Source organism: Pseudomonas saudimassiliensis, assembly GCF_000939975.1.
GTDB classification, from domain to species: domain Bacteria; phylum Pseudomonadota; class Gammaproteobacteria; order Pseudomonadales; family Pseudomonadaceae; genus Halopseudomonas; species Halopseudomonas saudimassiliensis.
Genome location: NZ_LK391969.1, coordinates 3,290,648 through 3,317,151, shown reverse-complemented (window position 1 = coordinate 3,317,151; position 26,504 = coordinate 3,290,648). Strand labels below are relative to the sequence as shown.

Annotated in this window: 24 protein-coding genes and 2 tRNA genes; 13 read left to right on the top strand and 13 right to left on the bottom strand. The window is 62.8% G+C overall.

All coding sequences use genetic code 11. From position 1 onward, the window contains the following. The first annotated feature begins 41 nt into the window (after positions 1-41). From gluQRS to VG99_RS15230, 10 genes are all read left to right on the top strand, one after another. The gene (gene gluQRS, locus VG99_RS15275) at positions 42-926 is read left to right on the top strand and encodes a tRNA glutamyl-Q(34) synthetase GluQRS (protein ID WP_044501297.1); all 885 of its coding nucleotides are present in this window, start codon (positions 42-44) and stop codon (positions 924-926) included. A 3-nt stretch (positions 927-929) separates the two neighbouring features. Next, positions 930-1,106: a hypothetical protein gene (locus VG99_RS16150; RefSeq protein WP_044501296.1), complete on the top strand. Its 177-nt coding sequence runs from the start codon at positions 930-932 to the stop codon at positions 1,104-1,106. After that, the gene (locus VG99_RS15265; protein WP_044501295.1) at positions 1,096-4,026 is read left to right on the top strand and encodes a sensor histidine kinase; all 2,931 of its coding nucleotides are present in this window, start codon (positions 1,096-1,098) and stop codon (positions 4,024-4,026) included. The genes VG99_RS16150 and VG99_RS15265 overlap by 11 nt, the downstream gene beginning before the upstream one ends. A gap of 46 nt (positions 4,027-4,072) precedes the next feature. Further along, positions 4,073-5,491 carry a sigma-54-dependent transcriptional regulator gene (locus VG99_RS15260; protein WP_044501294.1) on the top strand — a complete coding sequence of 473 codons (1,419 nt, stop codon included), beginning with the start codon at positions 4,073-4,075 and terminating at the stop codon, positions 5,489-5,491. Between the two features lie 858 nt (positions 5,492-6,349). Then, a complete protein-coding gene (locus VG99_RS15255; protein WP_044501293.1) occupies positions 6,350-7,723 on the top strand; it encodes a polynucleotide adenylyltransferase PcnB in 1,374 nt (457 codons plus the stop codon). After that, positions 7,720-8,223 carry a 2-amino-4-hydroxy-6-hydroxymethyldihydropteridine diphosphokinase gene (gene folK / locus VG99_RS15250; RefSeq protein ID WP_044501292.1) on the top strand — a complete coding sequence of 168 codons (504 nt, stop codon included), beginning with the start codon at positions 7,720-7,722 and terminating at the stop codon, positions 8,221-8,223. Before VG99_RS15255 ends, folK begins: the two co-directional genes overlap by 4 nt. A 151-nt stretch (positions 8,224-8,374) precedes the next feature. Next, positions 8,375-9,169, top strand: a complete 795-nt coding sequence (gene panB, locus VG99_RS15245; protein ID WP_044501291.1) for a 3-methyl-2-oxobutanoate hydroxymethyltransferase — start codon at positions 8,375-8,377, stop codon at positions 9,167-9,169. A 4-nt stretch (positions 9,170-9,173) separates the two neighbouring features. After that, complete coding sequence (gene panC, locus VG99_RS15240; RefSeq protein ID WP_044501290.1) at positions 9,174-10,025, top strand: pantoate--beta-alanine ligase; 852 nt, start codon at positions 9,174-9,176, stop codon at positions 10,023-10,025. A 177-nt stretch (positions 10,026-10,202) separates the two neighbouring features. Then, positions 10,203-12,149 (top strand): acetate--CoA ligase, encoded by a 1,947-nt coding sequence (gene acs, locus VG99_RS15235; RefSeq protein WP_044501289.1) that lies wholly within the window; start codon positions 10,203-10,205, stop codon positions 12,147-12,149. 65 nt (positions 12,150-12,214) lie between these two features. Continuing rightward, positions 12,215-13,396: an acetyl-CoA C-acetyltransferase gene (locus VG99_RS15230; protein WP_044501288.1), complete on the top strand. Its 1,182-nt coding sequence runs from the start codon at positions 12,215-12,217 to the stop codon at positions 13,394-13,396. A gap of 7 nt (positions 13,397-13,403) precedes the next feature. On the opposite strand, the gene thpR is transcribed toward VG99_RS15230, so the two are convergent. Beyond that, positions 13,404-13,934, bottom strand: coding sequence for an RNA 2',3'-cyclic phosphodiesterase (gene thpR, locus VG99_RS16145; RefSeq protein WP_044501287.1), 531 nt, complete (start codon positions 13,932-13,934; stop codon positions 13,404-13,406). 45 nt (positions 13,935-13,979) lie between these two features. Between thpR and VG99_RS15220 the strand changes: the two genes are divergently transcribed. Beyond that, positions 13,980-14,693: a pseudouridine synthase gene (locus tag VG99_RS15220; RefSeq protein WP_044501286.1), complete on the top strand. Its 714-nt coding sequence runs from the start codon at positions 13,980-13,982 to the stop codon at positions 14,691-14,693. 52 nt (positions 14,694-14,745) lie between these two features. Next, positions 14,746-15,315: a hypothetical protein gene (locus VG99_RS15215; protein WP_044501285.1), complete on the top strand. Its 570-nt coding sequence runs from the start codon at positions 14,746-14,748 to the stop codon at positions 15,313-15,315. On the opposite strand, the gene VG99_RS15210 is transcribed toward VG99_RS15215, so the two are convergent. Beyond that, a complete protein-coding gene (locus tag VG99_RS15210; RefSeq protein WP_044501284.1) occupies positions 15,316-15,681 on the bottom strand; it encodes a SpoIIAA family protein in 366 nt (121 codons plus the stop codon). A 125-nt stretch (positions 15,682-15,806) separates the two neighbouring features. On the opposite strand from VG99_RS15210, the gene VG99_RS15205 reads away from it, so the two are divergent. Further along, the gene (locus tag VG99_RS15205) at positions 15,807-16,289 is read left to right on the top strand and encodes a hypothetical protein (RefSeq protein WP_052508829.1); all 483 of its coding nucleotides are present in this window, start codon (positions 15,807-15,809) and stop codon (positions 16,287-16,289) included. A gap of 75 nt (positions 16,290-16,364) precedes the next feature. Here the strand turns inward: VG99_RS15205 and pnp are convergent, their stop codons facing one another. From pnp to tpiA, 11 genes are all read right to left on the bottom strand, one after another. Next, positions 16,365-18,473 carry a polyribonucleotide nucleotidyltransferase gene (gene pnp, locus VG99_RS15200; protein ID WP_044501283.1) on the bottom strand — a complete coding sequence of 703 codons (2,109 nt, stop codon included), beginning with the start codon at positions 18,471-18,473 and terminating at the stop codon, positions 16,365-16,367. A gap of 86 nt (positions 18,474-18,559) precedes the next feature. Continuing rightward, positions 18,560-18,829 carry a 30S ribosomal protein S15 gene (rpsO, locus tag VG99_RS15195; protein ID WP_036993120.1) on the bottom strand — a complete coding sequence of 90 codons (270 nt, stop codon included), beginning with the start codon at positions 18,827-18,829 and terminating at the stop codon, positions 18,560-18,562. A 145-nt stretch (positions 18,830-18,974) separates the two neighbouring features. Then, positions 18,975-19,895, bottom strand: a complete 921-nt coding sequence (truB, locus tag VG99_RS15190) for a tRNA pseudouridine(55) synthase TruB (RefSeq protein WP_044501282.1) — start codon at positions 19,893-19,895, stop codon at positions 18,975-18,977. 2 nt (positions 19,896-19,897) lie between these two features. After that, entirely contained in the window at positions 19,898-20,284 is a 387-nt protein-coding gene (gene rbfA, locus VG99_RS15185; protein ID WP_044501281.1) for a 30S ribosome-binding factor RbfA, read from the bottom strand. A 130-nt stretch (positions 20,285-20,414) separates the two neighbouring features. Next, entirely contained in the window at positions 20,415-22,925 is a 2,511-nt protein-coding gene (gene infB, locus VG99_RS15180; RefSeq protein ID WP_044501280.1) for a translation initiation factor IF-2, read from the bottom strand. 60 nt (positions 22,926-22,985) lie between these two features. Beyond that, positions 22,986-24,467: a transcription termination factor NusA gene (gene nusA, locus VG99_RS15175; protein ID WP_044501279.1), complete on the bottom strand. Its 1,482-nt coding sequence runs from the start codon at positions 24,465-24,467 to the stop codon at positions 22,986-22,988. Positions 24,468-24,519: 52 nt separating this feature from the next. Continuing rightward, complete coding sequence (gene rimP / locus VG99_RS15170; RefSeq protein WP_044501278.1) at positions 24,520-24,975, bottom strand: ribosome maturation factor RimP; 456 nt, start codon at positions 24,973-24,975, stop codon at positions 24,520-24,522. A 113-nt stretch (positions 24,976-25,088) separates the two neighbouring features. Next, positions 25,089-25,165 (bottom strand) — tRNA-Met (locus VG99_RS15165). 105 nt (positions 25,166-25,270) lie between these two features. Then, positions 25,271-25,355 (bottom strand) — tRNA-Leu (locus tag VG99_RS15160). A gap of 12 nt (positions 25,356-25,367) precedes the next feature. After that, a complete protein-coding gene (gene secG / locus VG99_RS15155) occupies positions 25,368-25,742 on the bottom strand; it encodes a preprotein translocase subunit SecG (RefSeq protein WP_044501277.1) in 375 nt (124 codons plus the stop codon). Next, positions 25,742-26,500 (bottom strand): triose-phosphate isomerase, encoded by a 759-nt coding sequence (gene tpiA, locus VG99_RS15150; protein ID WP_044501276.1) that lies wholly within the window; start codon positions 26,498-26,500, stop codon positions 25,742-25,744. The genes secG and tpiA overlap by 1 nt, the downstream gene beginning before the upstream one ends. Between the last annotated feature and the right edge of the window lie 4 nt (positions 26,501-26,504).

The following is a 26,504-nucleotide window of genomic DNA, read 5'->3' as shown; positions in this document are numbered from 1 at the left end:
GACTGTCTGCCCCAGCGCGATCTCCGCAAGGCCCCGCTGCCATGCCCTCCCCCTATATCGGGCGTTTCGCCCCCACCCCCAGTGGTTATCTGCACTTTGGCTCGCTGCTGGCTGCCGTCGCCAGTTACCTGGACGCGCGCCATCACCGCGGGCGATGGCTGGTCCGCATTGAGGACCTGGATACGCCGCGCAATATTCCCGGTGCCACCGAGCACATCCTGCGCACCCTCGACGCCTACGGCCTGCATTGGGACGGTGAGGTGGTCTGGCAGAGCGAGCGCCTGGCGCTTTACCAGCACGTTATCGACCATTGGCTGGCTACCGGTCAGGCTTACCATTGCGACTGCTCGCGCAGGACCATCCTTGCCCACGGTGGTGGCTACCCGGGCACCTGCCGCGAACGCGGGCTGCCCGCAGCACCCGATCACGCGGTGCGGGTGCGGGTCGAAAGCCAACCGATCGTCTTCCGGGATCGGTTGCAGGGCGAGTTCCGGCAAGCCGCAGACGATCTGTCCGGCGATTTCATCATCCGGCGCCGCGACGGCATCATTGCCTATCAGCTGGCCGTGGTGGTCGACGACATTGCCCAGCAGGTAACGGATATCGTCCGCGGCGCCGACCTGCTCGACTCCACCCCCCGCCAGCTCTGGCTCTATCACCTGCTGCAGCAACCCGCCCCGCGCTACCTGCACGTGCCGCTGGTGATGCGCCAGGACGGCGAGAAGCTCAGCAAGCGCTTGGGTTCGGCGCCGCTGGAGGCCAGCCAGGCCGCTGCTACGCTGTTCCGGGCATTGCAGGTGCTCGCGCAAGAGCCGCCAGCCGAGCTGGCGCAGGCGCCGGTCGGCGACCAACTGGCCTGGGCTGTGGCACACTGGCAACCAGATAAGCTCCCGGCCAAACGGCAGATCCCGGAGCCAAGGACCTGATCCATGTACATCTATCGCCTGGTATTGCTGCTGGTCATCGGCATCTACCTGTTCTCACCAGCCATCATGGACTGGTGGATCGAGCCCATGGGCGCCTGGTACCGGCCCTATGTGCTATGGCTCATTCTGATCATCGCCGGCATGCTGCTGCAGAGCCCAAGGGATACCGATGAGTTTTGAACTCAGCCTGCTGATACTGCTCAGCGTTGCCTACCTCGTCATCCTGTTCAGCGTCGCCTGGGCCACCGAGCGGGGCTTGCTGCCCAGCGCCGTCGTCCGTCACCCGGCGATCTACACCCTGTCCATCGGCGTCTACGCCAGCGCCTGGGCCTTCTATGGCACCGTCGGCCTGGCCTACCAGTACGGCTACGGTTTTCTCACCTATTACCTGGGGGTATGCGGCGCCTTTCTGCTGGCGCCGGTACTGCTCAACCCGATCCTGCGCATCACCCGGACCTACCAGTTATCGTCGCTGGCGGACCTGTTCGCCTTCCGCTTTCGCAGCACCTGGGCCGGCACCCTGACCACCCTGTTCATGCTGCTGAGCATGTTGCCGCTGCTGGCGTTGCAGATTCAGGCGGTTACCGACTCGGTGCAGATCCTCACCCATGATCCGCGCCAGCGCCCGGTGGCCCTGGGCTTCTGCCTGCTGATCGTGCTATTCGCCATCCTGTTCGGCGCCCGGCATATCTCCGCCAGGGAAAAACACGAAGGTCTGGTGATCGCCATTGCCTTCGAATCACTGGTCAAGCTGATCTGCCTGTCCGCCGTCGGCCTCTACGCCCTGTTCGTGGTGTTCGAGGGTCCATCGGGCCTGGAGCTGTGGCTGAGCCATAACCAGGAAGCGCTGAAAACCCTGCACAGTCCGCTGCAGGAAGGTCCCTGGCGCACCTTGCTGCTGGTGTTCTTCGCCGCCGCCATCGTCATGCCCCACATGTACCACATGGCCTTCACCGAGAACCTCAACCCCCGGGCGCTGAGCGCAGCGAGCTGGGGCTTGCCGCTGTTCCTGCTGCTGATGAGTCTGGCCATCCCGCCAATTCTATGGGCGGGCCTGTATCTGCGGGTGCCGACCAGCGCCGAGTACTACACCCTGGGCCTGGGGGTTGCCGCCGGCGCCGATTGGCTCACGTTGGTCGCCTTTATTGGCGGCATCTCGGCAGCCAGCGGCCTGATCATCGTGGTGACCCTGGCCCTGTCGGGCATGGTGCTCAACCACCTGGTGCTGCCGGTCTACCAACCGAGCGCCGACAACAACGTCAACATCTACCGCTGGCTGCTGTGGACCCGGCGCAGCCTGATTGCCGCCATCATCATGGCCAGCTACGGCTTCTATCACCTGTTGGGCACCGACCAGCCGCTGACCAATCTGGGCATTACCTCCTTTGTCGCCACGGTGCAGTTCCTGCCTGGGGCGCTGTCGGTGCTGTACTGGCCGCAGGCTAATCACCGCGGCTTCATCTGTGGCCTGATCGCCGGCATGAGCATCTGGGCCAGCACCATGTTGCTGTCGATGATTACCGGGTTCGATACCTTGCAGGTGATGGGCCTGCAGCTGCACCTGGACTCCGAGTCCTGGCACATCGCGGCGATCGCCTCGCTCACGGTGAATATCGTGGTGTTTACCCTGGTGTCCCTGTTCACCCGCCGCTCCGATGAGGAAATCAGCGCCGCCGAGGCCTGCCTGGTGGACAATGTCCGGCGCCCACAGCGCATGGAGCTGGTGGCCTCCTCGCCCCAGGAGTTCGCCCAACAACTGGCCAAGCCCCTGGGCAACAAGGCCGCGCAACAGGAGGTCGAGCAGGCGCTACGCGATCTCAAGCTGCCCTTTGACGAGCGTCGGCCCTATGCCCTGCGGCGCCTGCGCGACCGGCTGGAGGCCAACCTCTCGGGCTTGATGGGTCCGGCCGTGGCCCAGGAGATGATCGAGACCTTCCTGCCCTTCAAGCTGGCGCGCAGCGGCTATGTGACCGAGGACATCCACTTCATCGAGAACCGGCTGGAGGATTATCACTCGCGGCTGACCGGCCTGGCCGCCGAACTGGACGCCCTGCGCCGGTATCACCGCCAGACGCTGCAGGACCTGCCCATGGGTGTGTGCTCCCTGGCCGAAGACCGGGAGGTGCTGATGTGGAACCGCGCGCTGCAGACCCTGACCGGTATTCCCGCCGACAGCGTGGTGGGCTCGCGTCTGGAAAGCCTGCCGGCGCCCTGGAATGAACTGCTGGAACGGTTCGTCAGCGACGAATCGGCGCACCTGCATAAACAGAAGCTGAACAATCACGGCCAGACCCAGTGGCTGAACCTGCACAAGGCGGCGATCGACGAGCCGGGCAATGCCCGCGGCGGGCTGGTGCTGCTGATCGAGGACCAGACCGAGACCCAGATGCTGGAAGAGGAACTGATCCATTCTGAGCGCCTGGCCTCCATCGGCCGGCTGGCCGCGGGGGTGGCCCACGAGATCGGCAACCCGATTACCGGCATCGCCTGTCTGGCGCAGAACCTGCGCGAGGAGGCCGTGCAGGCAGAAACCCTGGAGGCGGCCGAACAGATCCTCGAGCAGACCCGCCGGGTCTCGCGGATCGTCCAGTCCATGGTCAACTTTGCCCATGTCGGCAGCCGCCACAACAACGCCAACGACGAGGTCGACCTGGCGGCCTGCACCAACGAGGCCATCCACCTTCTATCGCTCAACCGCCAGGGGCCCGAGGTCATCTATGTTAACCTGTGCGATACCGCTCACCGGGTAGCCGGTGACAGCCAGCGGTTGGTGCAGGTGCTGATCAACCTGCTGGGCAACGCCCGGGATGCCAGCCGCAGCGGTGACAGCGTCACCATTCGCACCTTTGCCGATGAGCACCAGATATTGCTGACGGTCGAGGACCAGGGCAGCGGCATCGAGCCCGAACTCAAGGATCGGTTGTTCGAGCCGTTTTTCACCACCAAGGAGCCGGGTGCAGGTACCGGGCTCGGGCTGGCGCTGGTGTACTCGATCATCGAGGAGCATTATGGTCAGATAACGGTAGACAGCCCCATCGATGATGCAACTCAGCGGGGAACCCGGTTCACCATTACCCTGCCCCGCTATGGCGTCTTTTAGTTTCGACAGCCGCTGACCCCGTCGGCGGCTGCCGCAAGAGGTAGATATGTCGCATATTCTGGTTGTTGAAGACGAGCCCATCATTCGCACAGCATTACGGCGGCTGCTGGAACGCCACCAATACCAGGTCAGTGAAGCTGGCGCCGTGCATGAAGCCGTCGAAAACCACAATCTGGACGATTTCGCGCTGATCATCAGTGACCTGCGCCTGCCCGGCGAGCCTGGTACCGAGCTGATTCGCCGCGCGCCCAATACGCCGGTGCTCATCATGACCAGCTACGCCAGCCTGCGCTCGGCCGTGGACTCGATGAAACTCGGCGCCGTGGACTACATTGCCAAACCCTTTGACCATGACGAGATGCTGCAGACGGTAGCGCGGATCATCCAGGCTAACCAGCAGGCCCGCAGCGCGCCGGCCAGCCCCGCAGCAGTAGCCGCCGACACCCCGGGCGAGGGCGACGACGATACCCAATCCATGGGTATCATCGGTGCCAGCCCGGCCATGCTCACGCTGTTCAAGCGTATCCGCAAGGTCGCGCCCACCATGTCCACGGTGCTTATCCAGGGCGAGTCGGGTACCGGCAAGGAACTGGTCGCCCGCGCCCTGCATGAAAACTCCCCCCGGGCCCGCGCACCGATGATCTCGGTCAACTGTGCGGCGATCCCCGAAACGCTGATCGAGTCGGAGCTGTTCGGCCATGAAAAGGGCGCCTTTACCGGTGCCGTCGCCGGGCGTACCGGCCTGGTCGAGGCCGCCGATGGTGGCACCCTGTTCCTGGATGAAATCGGCGAGCTGCCGCTGGAAGCCCAGGCGCGCTTACTGCGGGTATTGCAGGAAAGCGAGATCCGCCGGGTCGGCTCCGTCCAGTCGCAGAAGGTTGACGTGCGCCTCGTCGCGGCAACCCACCGGGATCTCAAGACGCTCGCCCGCCAGGGGCTGTTCCGCGAGGACTTGTATTACCGGTTGAATGTCATCGAGCTGCGCCTGCCACCCCTGCGCGAGCGCGGGGATGACGTCATGCTCATCGCCGAGGCGTTACTGGCCCGGATCGGCCGCAATATGGGCACCCCTTCCCTGCACTTCAGCAAGGAAGCGGCGAACTCCATCCGCCATTACCAGTGGCCGGGCAACGTGCGGGAACTGGAAAACGCGATCGAGCGGGCCGCCATCCTGTGTGACGAGGATGAAATCTCCACCGACCTGCTGGGTATCGAGCCTGACCTAGAACAGGAACGCACTTCCCAGGCCACCAGCGCCCTGGAGTCCATGCGCTCGCCCTCCTCGCCGAGCAGCGAGCCGGCTGAGGATCTGTCACTGGAGGATTATTTCCAGCACTTCGTGCTTGAGCATCAGGAGCATATGACTGAAACCGAGCTGGCCAATAAGCTGGGTATCAGTCGCAAGTGCCTGTGGGAACGGCGTCAGCGCCTGGGCATCCCGCGCAAGAAGACCGCCAGCTCCTGAATGGCGGTCCTCCTCCATATGGAGGATTCCGTTACCCCCCCCGCTACGGCAAAGTGTTACCTGTTACCTGTCATCCTCGCGGGAACTGTTACCCCTCTTCGGTGAGGGGTAACACTTAAACGGGGCATAAGGTAACGAATCCCCCCTCGCACCCCGCCCCACTTTCCCCGAAAAACCCTAAGCTATTGATTTAAAAGACTTTTAAAAAGATGGCACGACAAGTGCTTTATTACTGACACAACAAGAATAAAAACCAGGCAAGACCCATAACAAAAACAAGATAGAGCTCCACCCATAACAAGAACAAAACGTGCGAGTGCAGCAAACTGATTTTTTTGGAGAATAGGAAGCATCGCCGGCGAACCTGAGGTTCGATCGGAAGCCGAGAAAAATAAAAGTTGCTTGAAGCAACCTGCCGGTTTCGAAGCCAATTTGGCCAACGCAGCTTCCCACGCGTCCAAAGCAATCCGCTTGCTTTAGGCAACCCGGGATGGGTTTAACGGGGTGACACTGTCGCCCAGCCCAAAAGAACAAGAAATAGCTCAGATAACAACAATAAAAAAACCATTAGGGGGAGTGAAAACTCCCCTTGAGCTTTCTCCCAGCACCCCCCAGCGACATTCCACCACAGCTTCCCTACAATTCCCCCGTCATTCAAGCTAGAATGGGCGCCTGTTGATACAGGCAACACTGTATTCGAAACCGAACTTACGCCTATCCAGTGTCTTGCCCATGATATTCATGTTGACTTCGGGCTTATTGAAGCCTCTGTAAAATGTAGCAGCCAGGGACATCCAGCCGCCGTTTTTCACAGGATTCGAGGTCTGGGTTGGAGACGCAGGTGGACTACCCACTCATATGATTCGCAAGCTACTGAAGAAAATTCCCTCTCCGTTCGGGCGACCTGCCCACCGGCGCACCACGCCCGCCATTATTCCGCCCAGCCAGCATGCCCTGCAGCGCAGCCAGATCAGCCGCAATGCGGTGACCGTGGTCGAACGCCTGCAGCAGGCCGGCTACCAGGCCTTTGCGGTGGGCGGTTGCGTACGCGACCTGCTGCTGGAAATGGACCCCAAGGACTATGACGTCGCCACCAGCGCCACGCCGGAACAGGTTCGGGCGACCTTCCGCAACTGTCGGCTGATCGGCCGCCGGTTCAAGCTCGCCCACGTCTACTTCGGTCGCGAGATCATCGAGGTGGCGACCTTCCGCGCCGGCCATGCGGAGGACGATGACGGCGATCTGGGTCGCGAGCAATCCCTGCAGAGCGAGTCCGGTCGGCTATTGCGGGACAACGTGTATGGCACCCTGGAACAGGATGCCCAGCGCCGCGACTTCACCATCAACGCGCTGTATTACGATGTCTGCACCGGCAATATCCACGATTACGCCAACGGCTTGCAGGATATCCGCAACGCCCGGGTGCGGTTGATCGGCGATCCCGTGCAGCGCTACCAGGAAGACCCGGTCCGCATGCTGCGGGCGGTGCGCTTCGCCGCCAAGCTGGGTTTCGAGATCGAGCCGCACAGCGCCACGCCCATTCCCGAACTGGCCGAGCTGCTGTACGACATTCCCGCAGCGCGCCTGTTCGATGAAGTGGTCAAGCTGCTGCTCAGCGGCCAGGGCGAACGCACCTTCGACCTGCTGCTGGAATACGATCTCTTTGCGCCGTTGTTCCCGGACACCGATGAAGCCATCGAGGATAATCCGGGCTACACCTTGAAGCTGATCCGGCAGGCCCTGCGCAATACCGATGACCGCATTCATCAGGGCCGCCCGGTGACCCCGGCCTTCCTGTTCGCCGCCCTGCTCTGGCCAGCCCTGCCCCAGCGCACCCGCGAACTCGAAGACCAGGGCATCCCGTTGATACCCGCCCAGCAGCAGGCCACCCATGAACTGCTGCTCGATCAATGCCAGCACACGGCCATCCCCAAGCGCTTCAGCATCCCGTTGCGGGAGATCTGGGACATGCAACCCCGTCTGGAACGGCGGGCCGGCCGGCGTGCCGACCAGATGCTGGAGCACCCGCGCTTTCGCGCCGCCTACGACTTCCTGTTGCTGCGTGAAGAAGCCGGCGAGGATACCGGCGGGCTGGGCCAGTGGTGGACCCGATACCAGGCTGTCAGCCCGGATGAACGGCGCCGCATGATCCAGCAGTTGAGCAGCCGTGAACCCGCCGGCAAGCGATCGCGCCCGCGGCGCAAACGCAAACCGGACGGGGCGGGCAACTGATGCAGCGCTGCTTCGTCGCCCTGGGCAGTAACCAGGCCGACCCCGTGGCCCAGGTACGCAAGGCTTTCGGTGAGCTGGAAACGCTGCCCCAATCGCACCTGCGCGCCTGTTCCGCGCTCTATCGCAGCGCGCCGCTCGGCCCCCAGGACCAGCCGGCCTTCATCAATGCCGTCGCCATGCTCGATACCCAACTGGCTCCCGAGGCACTGCTGGACGCCTTGCAGGCAATCGAGCAGCGCAGCGGCCGGGTCCGCAAGGCCGAACGCTGGGGCCCCCGCATCCTTGATCTGGACCTGTTGCTGTATGGCGACCAGCGCATCGACCTGCCGCGCCTGCAGGTTCCGCATTATCATATGCACGCCCGTTCCTTTGTGCTCTATCCGCTGGCAGAATTGGCAGCGGATCTGACTCTGCCCGATGGCACGCCGTTGCAGCAGCTGTTGGCCGCCTGTCCGCCAACGGATCTCGAACGTCTGCCGGACACGGCGGGACAAGGTTGAAATATGCATTCCCTGGAGCGTCATCGTTCAAGTCAGGAAGACTATACTGCCGGAGCCGCCAGCGCCTCGGGCAGTCGGAGCGACAGTCAGCCCAGCTGCCTGCCGATCACAGCCATGTTGCCTCTTGAAGGCCGAAATACTGGAATCTGCCATGCCTGACATTACCCTGACCACGCTCAACAAGCTCAAGCAGAGCGGCGAGAAATTTGCCTGCCTGACGGCTTACGACGCGCTTTTCGCCCACCTGGAAAGTACCGCAGGTGTCGAACTGCTGCTGATCGGCGACTCGCTGGGCATGGTGCTGCAAGGGCACGACAGCACCCTGCCGGTCACCGTCGAGGATATGGAATATCACACCCGCGCGGTAAAGCGCGGCAACCAGGGCGCGCTGATCATGTCGGATCTGCCGTTCATGACCTGCGCCACGCTCGACCGCGCGCTCGATGCCAGTACCCGGCTGATGCAGGCCGGCGCACATATCGTCAAGCTCGAAGGTGCCGGCTGGCTGGCCGACACCATCCGCGTGCTGACCCGCAACGGCATCCCGGTCTGCGCGCATCTGGGCCTGACGCCCCAGAGCGTCAACGTGACCGGTGGTTACAAGGTGCAGGGCCGCGAGGAAGCCCAGGCCAAGGCGCTGCTGGCGGACTCCATCGCCCTGGCCGAGGCCGGCGCGGCGCTGCTGTTGCTGGAGTGTGTGCCCAGCGCCCTGGCCGCGGAAATCACCCGCTCGGTGAACATCCCGGTGATCGGCATCGGTGCCGGCCCAGATACCGACGGCCAGATGCTGGTGGTGCATGACATGCTCGGCCTCTCGTTCAACGGCCGCCTGGCCAAATTCGTGAAGAACTTCATGGTGGGCCAGCCGGATATCCAGTCGGCCGTGCGCGCCTACGTGGCGGCCGTGAAGGCGGTCGAGTTCCCCGCAGCCGAGCACGAGTTCTGACAGCATGAATACCTTGCATTCGATTGCCCAACTGCGCGCCGCCCTGGCGCGCGCCCGTCAGGACAACAAGCGGATCGGCCTGGTGCCAACCATGGGCAACCTGCATGACGGCCATATCGCCCTGGTGGAGAAGGCCCTGCAGCGTACCGACCATGTGGTGGTGAGTATCTTCGTCAACCCGCTGCAGTTCGGCGCCAACGAAGACCTCGACAGCTACCCGCGCACCCTGGCCGAGGACCAGCGCAAGCTGCTGGACGCCGGCGCCCACGTGGTGTTCGCCCCTAGCGTCAACGACATGTACCCCGAGGGGATGCAGGGCCACACCCTGATCAGCGTCCCGGTGGTCTCCGAAGGCCTGTGCGGCGCCAGCCGTCCCGGCCACTTCGATGGCGTGGCGACCGTGGTGGGCAAGCTGCTGAACATAGTGCAGCCGGACCTGGCCGTCTTCGGTGAAAAGGATTTCCAGCAACTGGCAGTGATCCGCAAGATGGCCCACGACCTGTGCCTGCCGGTGCAGATCATGGGCGCACCCATCGTGCGCGCCGCGGACGGCCTGGCGCTGTCCTCGCGCAACGGCTACCTGAGCGATGAGCAACGCCGCGTTGCGCCGCGCCTGTATCAGACCCTGCAGCAGATCCAGCAGCAACTGGTGGGCGGTCGCCGCGATTTCCCGGCCATCATCGAAGAAGCCCGCGTTGCGCTGACTGCGGCAGGCTTCCAGCCTGACTATCTGGATCTGCGCGATGCCCACAGCCTGCAACCGGTAACCCCGAACTGCCAGGATATCGTCATCCTGGCCGCCGCCTACCTTGGCACCACCCGCCTGATCGATAACCTGCAGGTCAGCCTGGCCTGAGGGCCAGTTCCATCCTCCGCCGCCGGCCGGGTGCTCACCCGGCCAGTCGCATCCTTTAGACCAAAGCAGGGTTGAATTGCCCCCCGTTCTGGTCGACGCTTGATGCATACCAATAAAGCAGAGTCAGGCTGTGCGCCGGCTACTGCGGTCAACAATAACAACAGAGGACCATGCCCCATGTACAAGATCGAACAGCACAAGGTTTCCGAGGCGGCCAAGCGCGACACCCACCTGGACGCCGACGGCTATGAGCGGATGTACCGCCAATCCATCGACGACCCGGATACCTTCTGGGCCGAGCAGGCCACCCGCTTCATCGACTGGATGCAGCCCTGGAGCAAGGTGCACGAAAGCAATATGGAGCGTGGCGAAGCCGCCTGGTTCATCGACGGCAAGCTGAACGTCAGCGCCAACTGCATCGACCGTCACCTGCCCACCCGCGCCGAGCAGACCGCCATCATCTGGGAGGGCGACGACCCCGGCCAGGACCGCCACATCACCTACCGTGAGCTCCACGAGCAGGTCTGCCGCCTGGCCAACGTCCTCAAGGCCCGCGGGGTGAAAAAGGGCGACCGGGTGTGCCTGTACATGCCCATGGTCCCCGAGGCGGCCTTTGCCATGCTCGCCTGCGCCCGCATCGGTGCCGTGCACTCGGTAGTCTTCGGTGGCTTCTCCCCCGACGCCCTGCGCGACCGCATCCTCAACGCCGACTGCCGGGTGGTCATTACCGCTGATGAAGGCGTGCGTGGCGGCAAGAGCGTGGCCCTCAAGCAGAATGTAGAGAAGGCGCTCAATGAATGCCCGGACGTGCATACCGTGGTCACGGTCAAGCGCACCGGCGCCGATGTCGCCTGGAACGAACATCGGGATGTCTGGTATCACGAAGCCTGCGCTGCGGTCAGCGCCGACTGCGCACCGGAGCCCATGGACAGTGAAGATCCGCTGTTCATCCTCTACACCTCCGGCTCCACCGGCAAGCCCAAGGGCGTGCTGCACACCACCGGCGGTTACCTGCTCAGCGCTGCCCTGACCCACCACTACGTATTCGACTACCACGATGGCGAAGTGTACTGGTGCACCGCCGACGTCGGCTGGGTGACCGGCCACTCCTATATCGTCTACGGCCCGCTGTGCAACGGCGCCACCACCCTGATGTTCGAGGGTGTGCCAACCTACCCGGACGCCTCCCGCTGCTGGCAGATCATCGACAAGCATCAGGTCAACGTCTTCTATACCGCGCCGACCGCTATCCGCGCCTTGATGGCCCTGGGTGACGAGCCGGTGAAGTCTACCTCCCGCGCCAGCGTGCGCCTGCTCGGTAGTGTGGGTGAACCCATCAACCCCGAAGCCTGGGAGTGGTATTACCATGTGGTAGGTGATGCCCGCTGCCCGATCGTGGATACCTGGTGGCAGACCGAGACCGGCTCGATCATGATCGCGCCGCTGCCGGGCGCCCATGATCTAAAACCCGGCTCGGCCACGCGCCCGCTGTTTGGCGTGGAGCCGGCCCTGTTCGATAACGACGGCAACGAACTGCATGGCGCGGCCGACGGCAACCTGGTGATCAAGCGCTCCTGGCCCAGCCAGATCCGTACCGTCTACGGCGATCACCAGCGCCTGATCGACACCTACTTCAGTACCTACAAGGGCGTCTATTTCACCGGTGACGGGGCTCGCCGCGACGAGGATGGCTACTACTGGATCACCGGACGGGTGGATGATGTGCTGAATATCTCCGGCCACCGCATTGGCACCGCCGAGGTCGAAAGCGCCCTGGTACTGCATGACGCCGTGGCCGAGGCGGCCGTGGTGGGTTGCCCCCATGACATCAAGGGCCAGTGCATCTACGCCTACGTGCTGCCGATGCGCGGCGTCACACCGTCCGATGAGCTGCTGGCGGAGCTCAAGGCGTACGTCAGTGAACAGGTGGGGGCCTTTGCCCGGCCCGACTTCATCCAGTGGACCCCCGGCTTGCCGAAAACCCGCTCGGGCAAGATCATGCGACGGATTCTGCGCAAAATCGCCTGCGATGAGCTGGATACCCTGGGCGACACGTCCACGCTCGCCGATCCCTCGGTGGTCGAGGAATTGATCGCCCATCGGCTGAATGGGCCCAAGGGATAGTTGTTGCGCCGGGCAGAGGTCTCTATCCTTGCAGCTGTTCCGGATAGAAGCTGAGGAAGTTATCCATGCAAGAGGTCGTGATTGTTGCCGCCACCCGAACTGCCATCGGCAGTTTCGGTGGCCAGTTCGCCGAAGTGCCCGCCCATCAGCTCGGCGCCACGGTCATCCGTGCCCTGCTCGACCAGACCGGCGTGGATCCAGCCAGTGTCGACGAGGTGATCCTCGGGCAGGTGCTGACGGCGGGCTGCGGGCAGAACCCCGCCCGCCAGGCGGCCATCCATGCCGGCCTGCCTTCGAGCGTGCCGGCCCTGAATATCAACAAGGTCTGTGGTTCCGGGCTCAAGGCCGTGCACCTGGCGGCCCAGGCCATCCGCTGCGGTGATGCCGAGATCATGATCGCCGGCGGCCAGGAATCCATGAGCCGCTCACCCCATCTGCTGCCGACCTCCCGGACCGGCCAGCGCATGGGTAATGGTCAGCTGATCGACAGCATGATCCATGACGGACTGTGGGACGCCTTCAATGACTACCACATGGGCATCACTGCGGAAAACCTGGCGGCGCGTTACGATCTCAGCCGCCAGCAGCAGGACGCCTTCGCCCTCGCCTCTCAACAGAAAGCCGCCGCCGCCCAGGCTGCCGGTCGCTTCGCCGCAGAAATCACCCCGGTGGTCATCCCCCAACGCAAGGGCGATGCGCTGAGCATCGACCAGGACGAACAACCCCGGGCGGCCACCACCCTGGAATCCCTGGGCCGGCTGCGCCCGGCGTTCAAGCAGGATGGCACCGTTACTGCCGGCAACGCCTCCAGCCTCAACGACGGCGCAGCAGTAGTTATGCTGATGAGCGCTGACAAGGCCCGGGAGTTGGGGCTACCGGTACTGGCGCGTATTGCTGCCTGCGCCAGCTCCGGCGTGGACCCGGCGGTGATGGGCATTGGTCCGGTGAGCGCGACCCAGCGCTGCCTAAGCAAGGCTGGCTGGAAAGTCGAGGAGCTGGACCTGGTTGAAGCCAACGAGGCGTTTGCCGCCCAGGCCATGGCCGTGGCCAGTGAGCTACGCTGGGATATGGACAAGGTCAACGTCAACGGCGGCGCCATCGCCCTGGGGCATCCCATCGGCGCGTCCGGCTGCCGGGTACTGGTGACGCTGCTGCATGAAATGCAACGCCGGGAGGCGCGCAAGGGACTGGCTACGCTCTGTATCGGCGGCGGTCAGGGTGTGGCCCTGGCGCTCGCCCGGGACTGAACCGGGGTCACACCAGGGCAAAGCGCTGCAGCACTTCGTAGTGCACGCTCTGGGCGCCGCCACGGCTGACGTACAGGCAGATGTGCTCAACCGGGAAAGCCGGCAATGACAGCTGAGCATACCGCTGCAACCAGGCTTGCAGAGGTATGCCCTGCCGCACCCGCGCCAGGGTGATATGCGGCGCATAGGGCCGTTCATCAGGCATCAACCCGAGCGGCAGCAGCCGCGTCTCCAGGTTCCTCTGCAACACGCGCAGCGGCGATGATTCGGCTACCCCCGCCCAGAAGATCCGCGGCTGCTCTGGCGAGCCGAAATACCCCACCCCCTCAACCTGCAGCGCAAACGCCGGGCCGGGCGCCGCCTCCAGCGCCCTGGCCATCTGCTCGGCCACCTGTGGCGCTACCGACCCGATGAAGTTCAGGGTCAGGTGCAGCTGCTCCGGTCCATGCCAGCGCGCCGCAGGGTGCTCCTCGCGCACCAGGGACAGTGCCTGCCGTACTGATTCCGGCAATTCGATACCTACAAAGAGTCGCAGCATGGATACTCCGGTCAACCTACCTGGTAAGCCCTTATAATAACGCCCATGCGCCTCGACCGATTCATTGCCAAACATACTGAACACAGCCAACAGACCGCCCGCCGGTTGATCGCTTGCGGCCGGGTGCGCGTCGACGCCCAGGTCATGCGCGATGGCCGCCAGGAGATCGACCGCTTTGCCACTGTGCAGCTGGATGAACAGCTGCTGCAGCAGCGTGAAGCGCTGTTCTTCATGTTGCACAAGCCGGCCGGCTACCTCAGCGCTACCTGCGACCCGGTCCACCCTACTGTATTGGAGTTCTTTGCCCCCGCGCTGCGCCCGCAGCTGCACATCGCCGGCCGCCTGGATCGCAGCACCACCGGTCTGCTGATCCTGACCAACGATGGCCTCTGGTCTCGGCATCTGACCGAGCCCGGGCAGCGCATTCCTAAGGTCTATCTGGTCGGCACCGCTGAGCCGGTCGCCGAGCAGGCCGCGCAACGTTTTGCCCAGGGTGTGCATCTGGCACGCGAAGCGGTCGATACCTCCCCGGCTCAGCTACAGCAGCTCGGCCCCTGCCTGGCCCGTCTGACCATTCACGAGGGCCGTCATCACCAGGTCAAGCGCATGTTTCACGCGGTCGGCAACCGGGTGACATCACTGCATCGGGAACGCATGGGCCGCATCGAGCTGGACCCGAGACTCCCGCCCGGCCAGTATCGGCCCCTCACCGCAGCCGAAATTGCCAGCGTCACCTCGCCGGCCAGCCGCTTGGTTTGATCCTGTTCTGCTTGCTACGCTGTGAGGACCAGCACCTTCGAAGGGCGAGTTCATGCATACCATCATTGCGGGACGATTCGACACCCAGGACCAGGCGGATGCCGCGCTGGCGGCGCTACAGCGTGCGGGTTTCCCCCGCGACGGCCTGGTGGCCTTTTATCTCAATCCCAATGGCCAGCACGATCTCTACCCGATCGGCGGCGATGTTGAAGAGTCACCCGGGGCCCACAAATCCGGCCCGGGAGCTGCCAAGACCGGCGGCGTTGGCGCAGCCATCGGTGCAGTAGCCGGGGCCGCCGCCACACCGATCATCGGCCCGGCGGGCATTGCCATCGGCGCCGGGCTGGGCGCCTACACTGGCTCGCTGGTCGGTGCTGTGAGCAATACCGACCAGACTTCCGAGGTCGACGAACAAACCGGCAAGCCATCCGCCGCGCAGCCCGAGGTCACAGAGCGCATGGCCGGCATGTTCGTTGCCGTACGGGTGGATGAGCAGTCGCGCCAGCGGGCGATCGATACCCTCAGGGCCGCTGGGGCGGCGGATGTGGAACATGCCGAGGGCGAGCTTAGCGGCGGCGAATGGCGGGACTTCAATCCGCGGGCAATCGTCCAGCGCGTGTGATCAACCCCCGAGCCAGGCCAGCGCATCGGCCTCCCGCTCGGGGCGAAATGACCTGACTTCCATCCCCGGGAGCATGGCTCCTTCGATCTCACCCATCCTGCGGATCCATTCCCGACCGCTGATCACCGCGCACCGGTCAAACTGGCGCACCAGCCGCAATAGCTGGGGCAGATAGGACAGCTCCACAGCAATCGCCCCCGGGGTCGGCAGGTCGATATCGCCGACCCGGATCAGCAACTGACCATGCTGAACACCATGGGCCTGGGTAAAGAGTTCACGCAGGCCGCGGCGCATACCATCACTGTCTAGCTTGCCGGAAACGTCCAGTTCAAGACGCCCGTTACCGCTACGCATTACCTGGAACATGGCACTCCCCTCGTGGCTGTGTCTGGGCAGTATAGACAATGGGTTCGGCGCAGCAGACGGACGCAAACATGGAATCTTTTGCCCCCCTCCGGCGTCAACTGAAAGACAGATAAGCGGAGGTGAATATGAGCGACGATCAACACGAGCCGGATGAGCGGGCCCTTACCGAAGCTGCCAGACGGCGGGTCGAGGAAGACTATCGCGAAGCGCCCGATGATCGCCCCATGGGGCCCGTCGGCAACGTGCCGTCCCGGGCCGAATCGGCAGAGCGGGCGGAGGAAGGCGGCCTGACCGAGGCCTCTATGCCAGGGCATGGCCCGACCGCCGATGATGCTACCCCGGAAACGCTGAACCCGGATGATGGATCACGTTCCGCCGAGGAGGCCAGCACGCCCGATACCGCCCTGGATACCGAACTCACCGAGGTAGGCAAGGCCGGTGCCGGCGGCCGCTACGGCCTGGATGAGGCAGAACTGGGGCGGGTGAAGCCGCTGGACGGCAAACCCTGGGACGGTGATCCCACCGATCCCCTGGAGCCGGAAACGGCAACTGACCGCAACCTGACGGCCGACCCCGCCAGCGAACCGGATAACCGCACCGACCAGTAGCATGGCCGCAAACAAAAAACCCCGGCACCAGGCCGGGGTTCTTTATTGCACTGCGCGAAGGCGGTGCGACAGCAATCAGACGCCGCTGTTTTCAGCCGCTTCCACATCCTTCATGGACAGCTTGATCCGGCCGCGGTTGTCCACGTCCAGTACCAGCACCTTCACTTCCTGGCCTTCCTGCAGCACGTCGGTGACCTTCTCGATCCGCTGGTTGGCGATTTGCGAGATGTGTACCAGACCGTCCTTGCCGGGCAGGATGCTGACGAAGGCGCCGAAGTCGACAATCCGCTCGACCTTGCCGGTGTAGACCTTGCCGATCTCCGCTTCAGCGGTGATACCGTCAACCCGTGCCTTGGCAGCGTTGGCGGCGTCCTTGCTAGCGGCGAAGATCTTCACGGTGCCGTCGTCGGTGATGTCGATGGAGGCGCCGGTCTCTTCGCAGATACCGCGGATGGTCGCGCCACCCTTGCCGATCACGTCACGGATCTTGTCGGAGTCGATCTTCATGCTGATCATGGTCGGTGCGTTGGCGGACAGCTCCTTGCGCGACGCCGGCAGCACTTCGTTCATCTGCTTGAGGATGTGCAGACGAGCATCATGGGCCTGGTGCAGGGCCAGCTCCATGATCTCTTCAGTGATGCCCTTGATCTTGATGTCCATCTGCAGAGCGGTAACACCCTTCTCGGTACCGGCTACCTTGAAGTCCATATCGCCCAGGTGGTCTTCGTCACCCAGGATGTCGGTCAGTACGGCAAACTTCTCGCCTTCCTTGACCAGACCCATGGCGATACCGGCTACCGGCGCCTTCAGCGGCACACCGGCGTCCATCAGGGCCAGCGACGCGCCACAGACCGAGGCCATGGAGCTGGAACCGTTGGATTCGGTGATTTCCGAGACCACGCGGATGCTGTAGGGGAACTGGTCCATATCGGGCATCACGGCCTGGATGCCACGACGGGCCAGACGACCATGGCCGATTTCACGGCGACCGGTACCACCCATGCGACCACACTCGCCCACCGAATAGGGAGGGAAGTTGTAGTGGAACATGAAGGGATCTTTCTTCTCGCCTTCCAGGGTGTCCAGCAGCTGCGCGTCACGGGCGGTACCCAGCGTGGTCACGACCAGCGCCTGGGTTTCGCCACGGGTGAACAGCGAGGAACCGTGGGTGCGGTCCAGTACGCCGACTTCGATGTTCAGCGGACGGACGGTCTTGGTGTCACGGCCATCGATACGCGGATTGCCGTTGACAATGCTCTCGCGCACGGTGCGGTATTCGATTTCGCCAAAGGCTTCCTTCACTTCACCTGCAGAAGGCTGGCCTTCTTCGTCGCCCGCCAGGGCAGCGACCGCAGCGTCACGCAGCTCGCCCAGGCGGGTATAGCGCGACTGCTTGTGGGTGATGGTATAGGCTTCGCTGATACCGGCACCGAACTGGGCCTTGATGGCATCCAGCAGTACGGTGTTTTCCGGCGCTGGCTGCCAGTCCCACGCCGGCTTGCCCGCTTCAGCGGCCAGTTCCTTGATGGCGTCGATGGCCGGCTGGAACTCCATGTGGGCAAAGAGTACCGCGCCCAGCATCTGGTCTTCGGTCAGTTCCTGCGCTTCGGATTCCACCATCAGCACGGCGTCTTCGGTACCGGCGACAACCATGTCCAGACGCGAGGTCTTCAGCTGCTCGTAGGTCGGGTTCAGCACGTAGCCAGCCACGTCGTCGAAGCCAACGCGGGCACCGGCGATCGGGCCGTCGAACGGAATGCCGGAGATGGCCAGCGCGGCGGAGGTGCCGATCATCGCGGCAATATCCGGATCGGTGGTCTTGTCGGTGGACACCACGGTGCAGACCACCTGGACTTCATTCATGAAGCCTTCGGCGAACAGCGGGCGGATCGGGCGGTCGATCAGGCGCGAGGTCAGGGTTTCCTTCTCGGTGGGACGGCCTTCACGCTTGAAGAAACCACCGGGAATGCGGCCTGCCGCGTAGGTTTTCTCGATGTAGTGCACAGACAGAGGGAAGAAGTCGCGACCGGCGTCGGCGGTCTTTGCGCCTACCACGGTGACCAGAACGCTGACTGCATCATCAATGCTGACCAGTACCGCACCGGAAGCCTGGCGCGCGATGCGACCGGTTTCCAGGGTAACGGTGTTGTTGCCCAATTTAAATTGTTTGATAACCGGTTTCACGGTGTCTTCTCTCTCTGTTTTTGCCTTTGGGGAAACTCTGGGCACAGCCGGGATTCGGACCCGGCCATGTCCAAACGGGGCTGGTCTTAGCGACGCAGACCCAGACTGCTGATCAAGCTGCTGTAGCGGCCCAGATCCTTGCTTTTCAGGTAATCCAGCAGCTTACGACGCTGGTTGACCATGCGGATCAGGCCACGACGGGAGTGGTGGTCCTTCTTGTTGTCCTTGAAGTGACCCTGCAGCTTGTTGATGTTGGCAGTCAACAGAGCTACCTGGACTTCAGGAGAACCGGTATCACCTTCACCACGTGCATACTCGGATACGATTGCAGCTTTTTCTTCAACGCTCAGTGCCATGACAGCTATTCCTCTGAGGTAACAGGCCGGAACCTCGGGTTCCGTGTTTTAAATCGAGCAATGACCGCGCCTGTTGACAGCCACCCTCGTTGCGACCCTGATGGGTCAACTACCGGCAGACGTGATCCACGTCTGCAAAAATCATTCAACCGTTGAAACGCATCAAGCGTTTGGGGGCCACCCGCGCGTCGTCGGTCATCTCGCCAATACCGATAAAGCGATCTTCGTGGTCCCGCAGCCGGACCATACCGAAGGCCGGACTACCAGGAACCCGCACCGCCTGCCCATGGTTGAGATAGAACGCGGTCTGCTCAGTCAGGCTGACTACCGGCCAATCCGCCAGGCCACTGTCGATCGGCAGCAGCAGCTGATCCAGCGCCCCGGCGCCGCCTTCGGCATGCAGCGCCTCAAGGGTCTCCAGGGTCACCGCCTGACTCAGATCAAAGGGCCCGGCGCCAATCCGCCGCAGCTCCGAGACGTGGGCACCGCACCCCAGTGCAGCGCCCAGATCCTCCACCAGCGTGCGAATGTAGGTGCCCTTGCTGCAATGCACTTCGAGGCGCAGCCGATCACCCTCAAGCCCCAGCAGCGTCAGCTGGCTTATGGTAACAGATCGGGGCTTGCGCTCCACTGTTTCCCCGGCCCGGGCCAGCTTGTACAGCGGCTGGCCTTCATGCTTGAGCGCCGAGTACATGGGGGGGACCTGCTGGATATCGCCGGTAAAGCGCGGCAGCAGCGCTTCCACCTCAGCCAGGGTCACCTGGCAGGGCTTCATTTCCAGCACCTCGCCTTCAGCGTCACCGGTGGTGGTGGTCATGCCCAGCCGTGCTTCGGTGACATACACCTTGTCGGCATCGAGCAGATACTGGGAAAACTTGGTCGCCTCGCCCAGGCACAGCGGCAATACGCCACTGGCCAGCGGGTCCAGGCTTCCGGTGTGACCGCCCTTGCTGGCGTTGAACAACCAGCGCACCTTCTGCAAGGCGGCATTGGAGGTCATGCCCAGGGGCTTGTCGAAAATCAGTACGCCGTCGATATCACGACGCTTGCTACGTGGTGCCGACACGACTACTCCTCATCATCCCCGGAACGCTGACGATCCTGCGCGACCGCACGCTCGATGAGGGAAGACAGATGCACGCCGCGGCGTACGCTCTCATCGTAGTGGAAGTGCAGCTGCGGAATGCTGCGCAGCTTCATTACCCGTCCGAGCTGGACGCGCAGGAAGCCGGCAGCGTCCTTCAGGGCAGCCAGGTTCAGGGCGATATCCTCATCGCTGGCTTCGCCCATCAGGGTAATGAAGATCTTCGCATGGGCCAGATCGCGGCTGACTTCTGCGGCGGTGACAGTGATCATGCCAACCCGCGGGTCGCGCACCTCACGCTGGATCAGTACCGCCAGCTCACGCTGCATCTGATCGGCCACCCGCTGGGTACGACTGTATTCTTTGGCCATATGAACCTCTGGCTTCAAGCCACAAGCTGTTAGCTGCACAGGTGCAACTCTGGGTAAATGCCAAGCTGGACAGACGACAAGCGGCCCTCTCGGACCGCTTATCGCTTGCAGTTTGGCGCTTGTCGCTGGGTTACAGCGTGCGTGCTACCTGGACCCGCTCGAACACCTCGATCCGGTCGCCAGCGCGCACGTCGTTGTAGTTCTTCACGCCGATACCGCATTCCATGCCGTTGCGCACTTCGCCAACGTCATCCTTGAAGCGACGCAGGGATTCCAGCTCGCCTTCGTAGATGACCACGTCTTCACGCAGTACCCGGATCGGACGGTTACGGTAGACCGTGCCCTCAATGACCATACAGCCAGCCACCGCACCGAATTTCGGCGAACGGAATACGTCACGTACTTCGGCAACACCGAGGATCTGCTCGCGCACATCGCTGCCAAGCATACCCGACAGGGCCTTCTTGACGTCTTCGATGATCTCGTAGATCACGCTGTAGTAGCGCAGATCCAGACCTTCGGTCTCGATCACCTTGCGCGCCGATGCATCAGCCCGGACGTTGAAGCCGAAGATCACGGCGTTGGAAGCCAGCGCCAGGTTGGCGTCGGTCTCGGTGATACCGCCCACGCCGCCGGATACGATCTTGACCTGGACTTCGTCGTTGCCCAGCTCGTTCAGCGAGCCCTGCAATGCCTCGAGCGAGCCGCGCACATCGGCCTTGATGACGATATTGAGCGTCTTCTTCTCGCCCTGGCCCATGTTCTCGAACATGTTCTCCAGTTTGGCCGACTGCTGACGGGCCAGCTTGATCTCGCGAAACTTGCCCTGACGGAACAGCGCGACTTCCCGCGCCTTCTTCTCGTCAGCCACCACGGTCATCTCGTCACCCGCTTCCGGAGTGCCATCCAGGCCGAGGATCGCAACCGGAATGGACGGACCGGCTTCCTTCACCAGGTTGCCATTCTCGTCGAGCATGGCACGCACACGACCATGGTTGAGGCCGGCCAGCACCACGTCGCCCTGACGCAGGGTACCGTTCTGGACCAGTACGGTGGCAATCGGGCCACGGCCCTTGTCCAGCCGCGACTCGATGACCACACCGCGGGCCGGAGCCGAGGGCTGGGCCTTGAGCTCGAGAACCTCAGCCTGCAGCAGGACCGCTTCCAGCAGATCGTCGATACCGGTACCGACCTTGGCGGATACGTGGACGAACTGGGTGTCGCCGCCCCACTCTTCCGGAATGACATCCCGCGCAGCCAGATCGTTCTTGATGCGATCCGGGTCGGCGTCTTCCTTGTCGATCTTGTTCACTGCGACGACCAGCGGAACGCCGGCGGCCTTGGCATGCTGCACCGCTTCTTCGGTCTGCGGCATGACGCCGTCGTCGGCTGCCACCACCAGGATCACGATATCGGTCGACTGGGCACCACGGGCACGCATGGCGGTAAACGCCGCGTGGCCGGGGGTGTCCAGGAAGGTGACCATGCCGCGATCGGTCTCCACATGGTAGGCACCGATGTGCTGGGTGATACCACCCGCTTCACCAGAGGCCACCTTGGCGCGACGGATGTAGTCGAGCAGCGAGGTCTTGCCATGGTCAACGTGACCCATGACGGTCACCACCGGCGCACGGCTGACTTCTTCACCTTCGAAGTGCATGGCCAGTGCCAGGCGGTCTTCCAGATCGCTTTCCTTGACGTGCTTGACCTTGTGGCCCATGTCTTCGGCAACGATGGTCGCGGTGTCCTGGTCCAGCACCTGGTTGATCGTCACCATGTTGCCGTTCTTGAACATGTACTTGATGACCTCGGCTGCCTTCACCGACATCTTCTGGGCCAGTTCGGCCACGGTGATGGTTTCACCGATTACCACTTCTCGCACTATGGGTCCTGTCGGCTTCTCGAAGCCGTGCTGATTACGTTTTTTCTGCGCCTTGAGCTTGCCGGCGCCACCGCGACGACGCGCCAGCGCGTCCTCGTCTTCACCACGCGGTGCACCACGGCCCTTGCCGGGGCCGCCAGCGCGCTTGCGGCTGCGCTCGTCTTCATCGGCCCGGGCCTTGCGACGCTGCTCTTCTTTCTTCTTCGCGGCAGCGGCCGGTGACGGGGCTGCCTCGACACTGGCCTGCTCCGCTTCGGCGGCGGGTGCCGCTACGGCCGGCTCGGCGGCCACGGCATCGGGCTGGGTCTTGGGCGCCGCTTCGGCTGCCAGACGGGCCGCTTCTGCAGCCTGTCGTGCCTGTTCTTCCTCGGCCTTGCGCTGGGCTTCCGCCTCGGCAGCGGCTTGACGAGCCTCTTCGGCGGCGCGTAGCTCTTCCAGCTCGCGCTGGCGCTCGGCCTCGAGATCAACCTCGTCACGCTTGACGTAGGTGCGCTTCTTGCGCACCTCGACGTTGACCGTCTTGCTGCCAGCGACCTTCAGAGTACTCACGGTCTTGCGCGTGAGCGTGATCTTGCGCGGCTCCGATGCGGAGTCGCCATGGTTGCTCTTGAGGAAGGTCAGCAAGCGCTGCTTCTCGTCATCCGATACCTGTTGTTCCGCACTGGTGTGCGACAACCCGGCTTCCTTCATCTGCTGCAACAGGCGCTCTACCGGCGTACCTGTTACCTGAGCCAATTCTTTGACCGTCACTTCCGCCATTCACTTTCTCCTCAGTCGGTGCCCTGCATCAGTGCAGGGTGATACTGCCAGCCGACCGGTTTATTCAAACCAGGGCGCCCGAGCTGCCATGATCAAGGCGCCGGCACGGGCTTCGTCGATTCCATCAATGTTCAGCAGGTCGTCCACGGACTGTTCGGCCAGGTCTTCCATGCTGATAATACCTTGGGCTGCCAGCTGGAAAGCCAGGGCGCGATCCATACCCTCCATATTCAGCAGGTCGTCCGCTGGCTGGGCCTCTTCCAGTTTTTCCTCGTTAGCGATCGCCTTAGTCAACAGACGATCCTTGGCCCGGGAACGCAGCTCATTGACGATGTCCTCGTCAAAACCGTCGATTTCGAGCATCTCCTCCATGGGTACGTAGGCAATCTCCTCCAGGGAGGTGAAGCCCTCGTCGACCAGGATCTGAGCCAGATCCTCTTCAACATCCAGCTCATCGATGAAATTGCGCAGCACATCGCCGGTTTCGGCTTCCTGCTTGGCGCGAATGTCGTCTTCGGTCATGACATTGAGTGTCCAGCCGGTCAGTTGACTGGCCAGCCGGACGTTCTGGCCACTGCGGCCAATTGCCTGGGCGAGGTTGTCCTCGGCCACGGCGATATCGATCGTGTGGGTGTCCTCATCCAGAATGATCGAGGCCACTTCGGCAGGTGCCATGGCGTTGATCACGAACTGGGCGAGGTTGTCGTCCCACAATACGATGTCGACCCGCTCACCGCCCAGCTCACCGGAAACGGCCTGCACGCGCGAGCCCCGCATACCAATGCAGGCGCCCTGGGGGTCGATACGCTTGTCCTTCGAGCGCACGGCGATCTTGGCGCGCGAGCCCGGGTCGCGGGCAGCGCCCATGACTTCGATCAGCTCCTCGGCAATTTCCGGCACCTCGATGCGGAACAGCTCGATGATCATTTCCGGAGCGCTGCGCGACAGCACCAGCTGCGGGCCGCGGTTCTCGGTGCGAATGTCCTTGAGCAGTGCGCGGATGCGGGTGCCGGTACGGAAGGTTTCGCGGGGAATCATCTCCTCACGGGGCAACACGGCCTCGGCATTGTTGCCCAGGTCCACGATGACGCTGTCGCGGGTAACCTTCTTCACGGTACCGCTGATGATTTCACCCAGACGATCACGATAGGCGTCCACTACCTGGGCACGCTCGGCCTCACGCACCTTCTGCACGATGACCTGCTTGGCAATCTGCGCGGCGATACGACCGAACTCGACCGACTCGATCTTCTCCTCGACCACATCACCGACGTTCAACGCCGGGTCGCGGGCATGGGCCTGATCCAGAGCCAGCTGCATGCCGGGCTCTTCGAAGTCGTCGTCCACCACCACGGTCCAGCGGCGGAAGGTGTCGTAACTGCCGGTCTGGCGATTGATCGCCACCCGCACGTCCACCTCATCTTCATAGCGCTTTTTGGTGGCCGTTGCCAAGGCCATTTCCAGCGCCTCGAAAATGACTCCGGGCGGTACGCCCTTCTCATTGGAAACGGATTCCACAACCAGCAGCACTTCTTTGCTCATCGTATGCCTCGCCTAACGCCGTCCATTGGGGCCACTGGAGCCCGAAAAATGCTCAAAACCGCGGGATGATGTTGCTTTTATCGATGCTATCGATAGGCAGCAGGTACTCGTGCTCCTCTACCTGCAGTACGACATCGTCACCTTCCACACCGCGGATGACACCTTGAAAATTCCGCCGGCCTTCATAGGGCACGCGCAACCTGATTTTGGCTTGCTCGCCAATATAGCTAGCGAACTGCTCAAGCGTGAACAGGGGACGATCCATTCCCGGAGAAGACACTTCCAGCGTGTAGTCACCACTGATGGGGTCCTCAACGTCCAGCACCGCACTGGCCTGACGGCTGATCGTCGCGCAGGCTTCCACACTGACGCCATCGGGATGGTCGATATAGACTCGCAGCAGACTGTGACGCCCCTGCGACAAAAATTCGATCCCCCAACAACGATAGCCCAGAGCTTCGACAATCGGGACCAACAGGTCCTCCAATTCGGTAACTTTGCCGGACAATTTCACCGCCTATCTTTGATGAATAAAAAATGGGCCTAAAGCCCATCCTTGGTTCCGGCCACTTCAGATGAAGTCCGGAGTTAACAAAAAGCCCCTGAAAAGGGGCCTTTGACTGGTTGCGGGGGCAGGATTTGAACCTACGACCTTCGGGTTATGAGCCCGACGAGCTACCAGACTGCTCCACCCCGCGTCGAATCTAGGGCATGAATTATACGCGCGGCCGCCTGACAAGACAACCGGGCATATTGTGCCCGAAAAAAACAAGGGGCCTGCATCGCTGCAGACCCCTGACACATGGTGCGGAAGATGGGACTCGAACCCATACACCCTAAGGCACTACCCCCTCAAGATAGCGTGTCTACCAATTCCACCACTTCCGCAAAACTGTTGGCTTACTCTACGACAGGTACATCGTCTGTCACAGGAGCCTGAGGAGCCTGCTCTTCAAGAACAGGTACATCTTCACTGATCGGCGCCACCGGAGCGCTCTGCATGACCGGAACCGGCAGGCCCGCATCACGGATCTCGGTCGCCTTGTGGCTGGCGTAAAACGCCAAGCCCAGCGAGGTGACGAAGAATACAGTGGCCAGCACAGCTGTCAAGCGGCTCAGGAAAGTTGCCGAACCCTGGCTGCCAAAAACCGTGCCGGAGGCACCGGAACCGAAGGACGCGCCCGCTTCCGCACCTTTGCCCTGCTGGATCAGGATCAACCCGACCAGACCGATGGCAACCAGCAGATGTACTATTACAACAACGGTTTCAATCATTAAGCTTGTCCCGCGGCACGAGCAATCGCACCAAATTCATTCGCATTGAGAGAGGCACCACCTACCAGCCCCCCATCGATATCCGGCATCTCGAACAACGCCGCGGCATTGGACGCCTTGACGCTGCCGCCATAGACAATCTGTACACACTGGGCCTGCTCGTCATCCAGGGTAGCCAGGCGTGCGCGAATCATCGCGTGCACCTCCTGCGCCTGCTCCGGCGTAGCGGTCAGACCGGTGCCGATGGCCCATACCGGCTCATACGCCACTACACCCTGAGCCAAGCCGCCGACCCCGAAGGTCTCCAGCACGGCCTGCAACTGCCGCCCGACCACCTCAGCGGTCTCGCCTGCTTCGTACTGCGCGCGGGTTTCGCCGACACAGAGAATGGGGCGCAGCCCGCAGGCCAACGCCGCGGCAAACTTACGACAGATCACCTCGTCGGTCTCACCGAACAGCGTACGGCGCTCGGAATGACCCACGAGAACAAATTCACATCCCGCATCACGCAGTTGAGCCGGGGAGATTTCACCGGTCAGCGCGCCAGACTCTGCCTGAAAGGCGGAACTCTGGCCAGCCAACCGCAATGGCGAACCTTCCAGCGCTTCGCGGCACTGCTGCAGATACAGCGCAGGCGGCGCGATCAGCAGGTCGACTTCGTCCGGCCACTGCTGCTCGTTCAACCCCGCGAGCAACTCATCAACGGACTGCCGAGTACCGTACATTTTCCAATTTCCGGCGACCAGCGGACGACGCATGCCT

Coding starts and splice junctions, on each gene's coding strand:
- VG99_RS15220 (WP_044501286.1), top strand. CDS start 13,980: ATGCGCCTCGACCGATTCATTGCCAAACATACTGAACACAGCCAACAG.
- acs (WP_044501289.1), top strand. CDS start 10,203: ATGTACAAGATCGAACAGCACAAGGTTTCCGAGGCGGCCAAGCGCGAC.
- VG99_RS15205 (WP_052508829.1), top strand. CDS start 15,807: ATGAGCGACGATCAACACGAGCCGGATGAGCGGGCCCTTACCGAAGCT.
- VG99_RS15260 (WP_044501294.1), top strand. CDS start 4,073: ATGTCGCATATTCTGGTTGTTGAAGACGAGCCCATCATTCGCACAGCA.
- VG99_RS16150 (WP_044501296.1), top strand. CDS start 930: ATGTACATCTATCGCCTGGTATTGCTGCTGGTCATCGGCATCTACCTG.
- infB (WP_044501280.1), bottom strand. CDS start 22,925: ATGGCGGAAGTGACGGTCAAAGAATTGGCTCAGGTAACAGGTACGCCG.
- thpR (WP_044501287.1), bottom strand. CDS start 13,934: ATGCTGCGACTCTTTGTAGGTATCGAATTGCCGGAATCAGTACGGCAG.
- VG99_RS15215 (WP_044501285.1), top strand. CDS start 14,746: ATGCATACCATCATTGCGGGACGATTCGACACCCAGGACCAGGCGGAT.
- VG99_RS15230 (WP_044501288.1), top strand. CDS start 12,215: ATGCAAGAGGTCGTGATTGTTGCCGCCACCCGAACTGCCATCGGCAGT.
- tpiA (WP_044501276.1), bottom strand. CDS start 26,500: ATGCGTCGTCCGCTGGTCGCCGGAAATTGGAAAATGTACGGTACTCGG.
- rbfA (WP_044501281.1), bottom strand. CDS start 20,284: ATGGCCAAAGAATACAGTCGTACCCAGCGGGTGGCCGATCAGATGCAG.
- panC (WP_044501290.1), top strand. CDS start 9,174: ATGAATACCTTGCATTCGATTGCCCAACTGCGCGCCGCCCTGGCGCGC.
- rpsO (WP_036993120.1), bottom strand. CDS start 18,829: ATGGCACTGAGCGTTGAAGAAAAAGCTGCAATCGTATCCGAGTATGCA.
- VG99_RS15255 (WP_044501293.1), top strand. CDS start 6,350: ATGATTCGCAAGCTACTGAAGAAAATTCCCTCTCCGTTCGGGCGACCT.
- VG99_RS15265 (WP_044501295.1), top strand. CDS start 1,096: ATGAGTTTTGAACTCAGCCTGCTGATACTGCTCAGCGTTGCCTACCTC.
- panB (WP_044501291.1), top strand. CDS start 8,375: ATGCCTGACATTACCCTGACCACGCTCAACAAGCTCAAGCAGAGCGGC.
- gluQRS (WP_044501297.1), top strand. CDS start 42: ATGCCCTCCCCCTATATCGGGCGTTTCGCCCCCACCCCCAGTGGTTAT.
- VG99_RS15210 (WP_044501284.1), bottom strand. CDS start 15,681: ATGTTCCAGGTAATGCGTAGCGGTAACGGGCGTCTTGAACTGGACGTT.
- secG (WP_044501277.1), bottom strand. CDS start 25,742: ATGATTGAAACCGTTGTTGTAATAGTACATCTGCTGGTTGCCATCGGT.
- nusA (WP_044501279.1), bottom strand. CDS start 24,467: ATGAGCAAAGAAGTGCTGCTGGTTGTGGAATCCGTTTCCAATGAGAAG.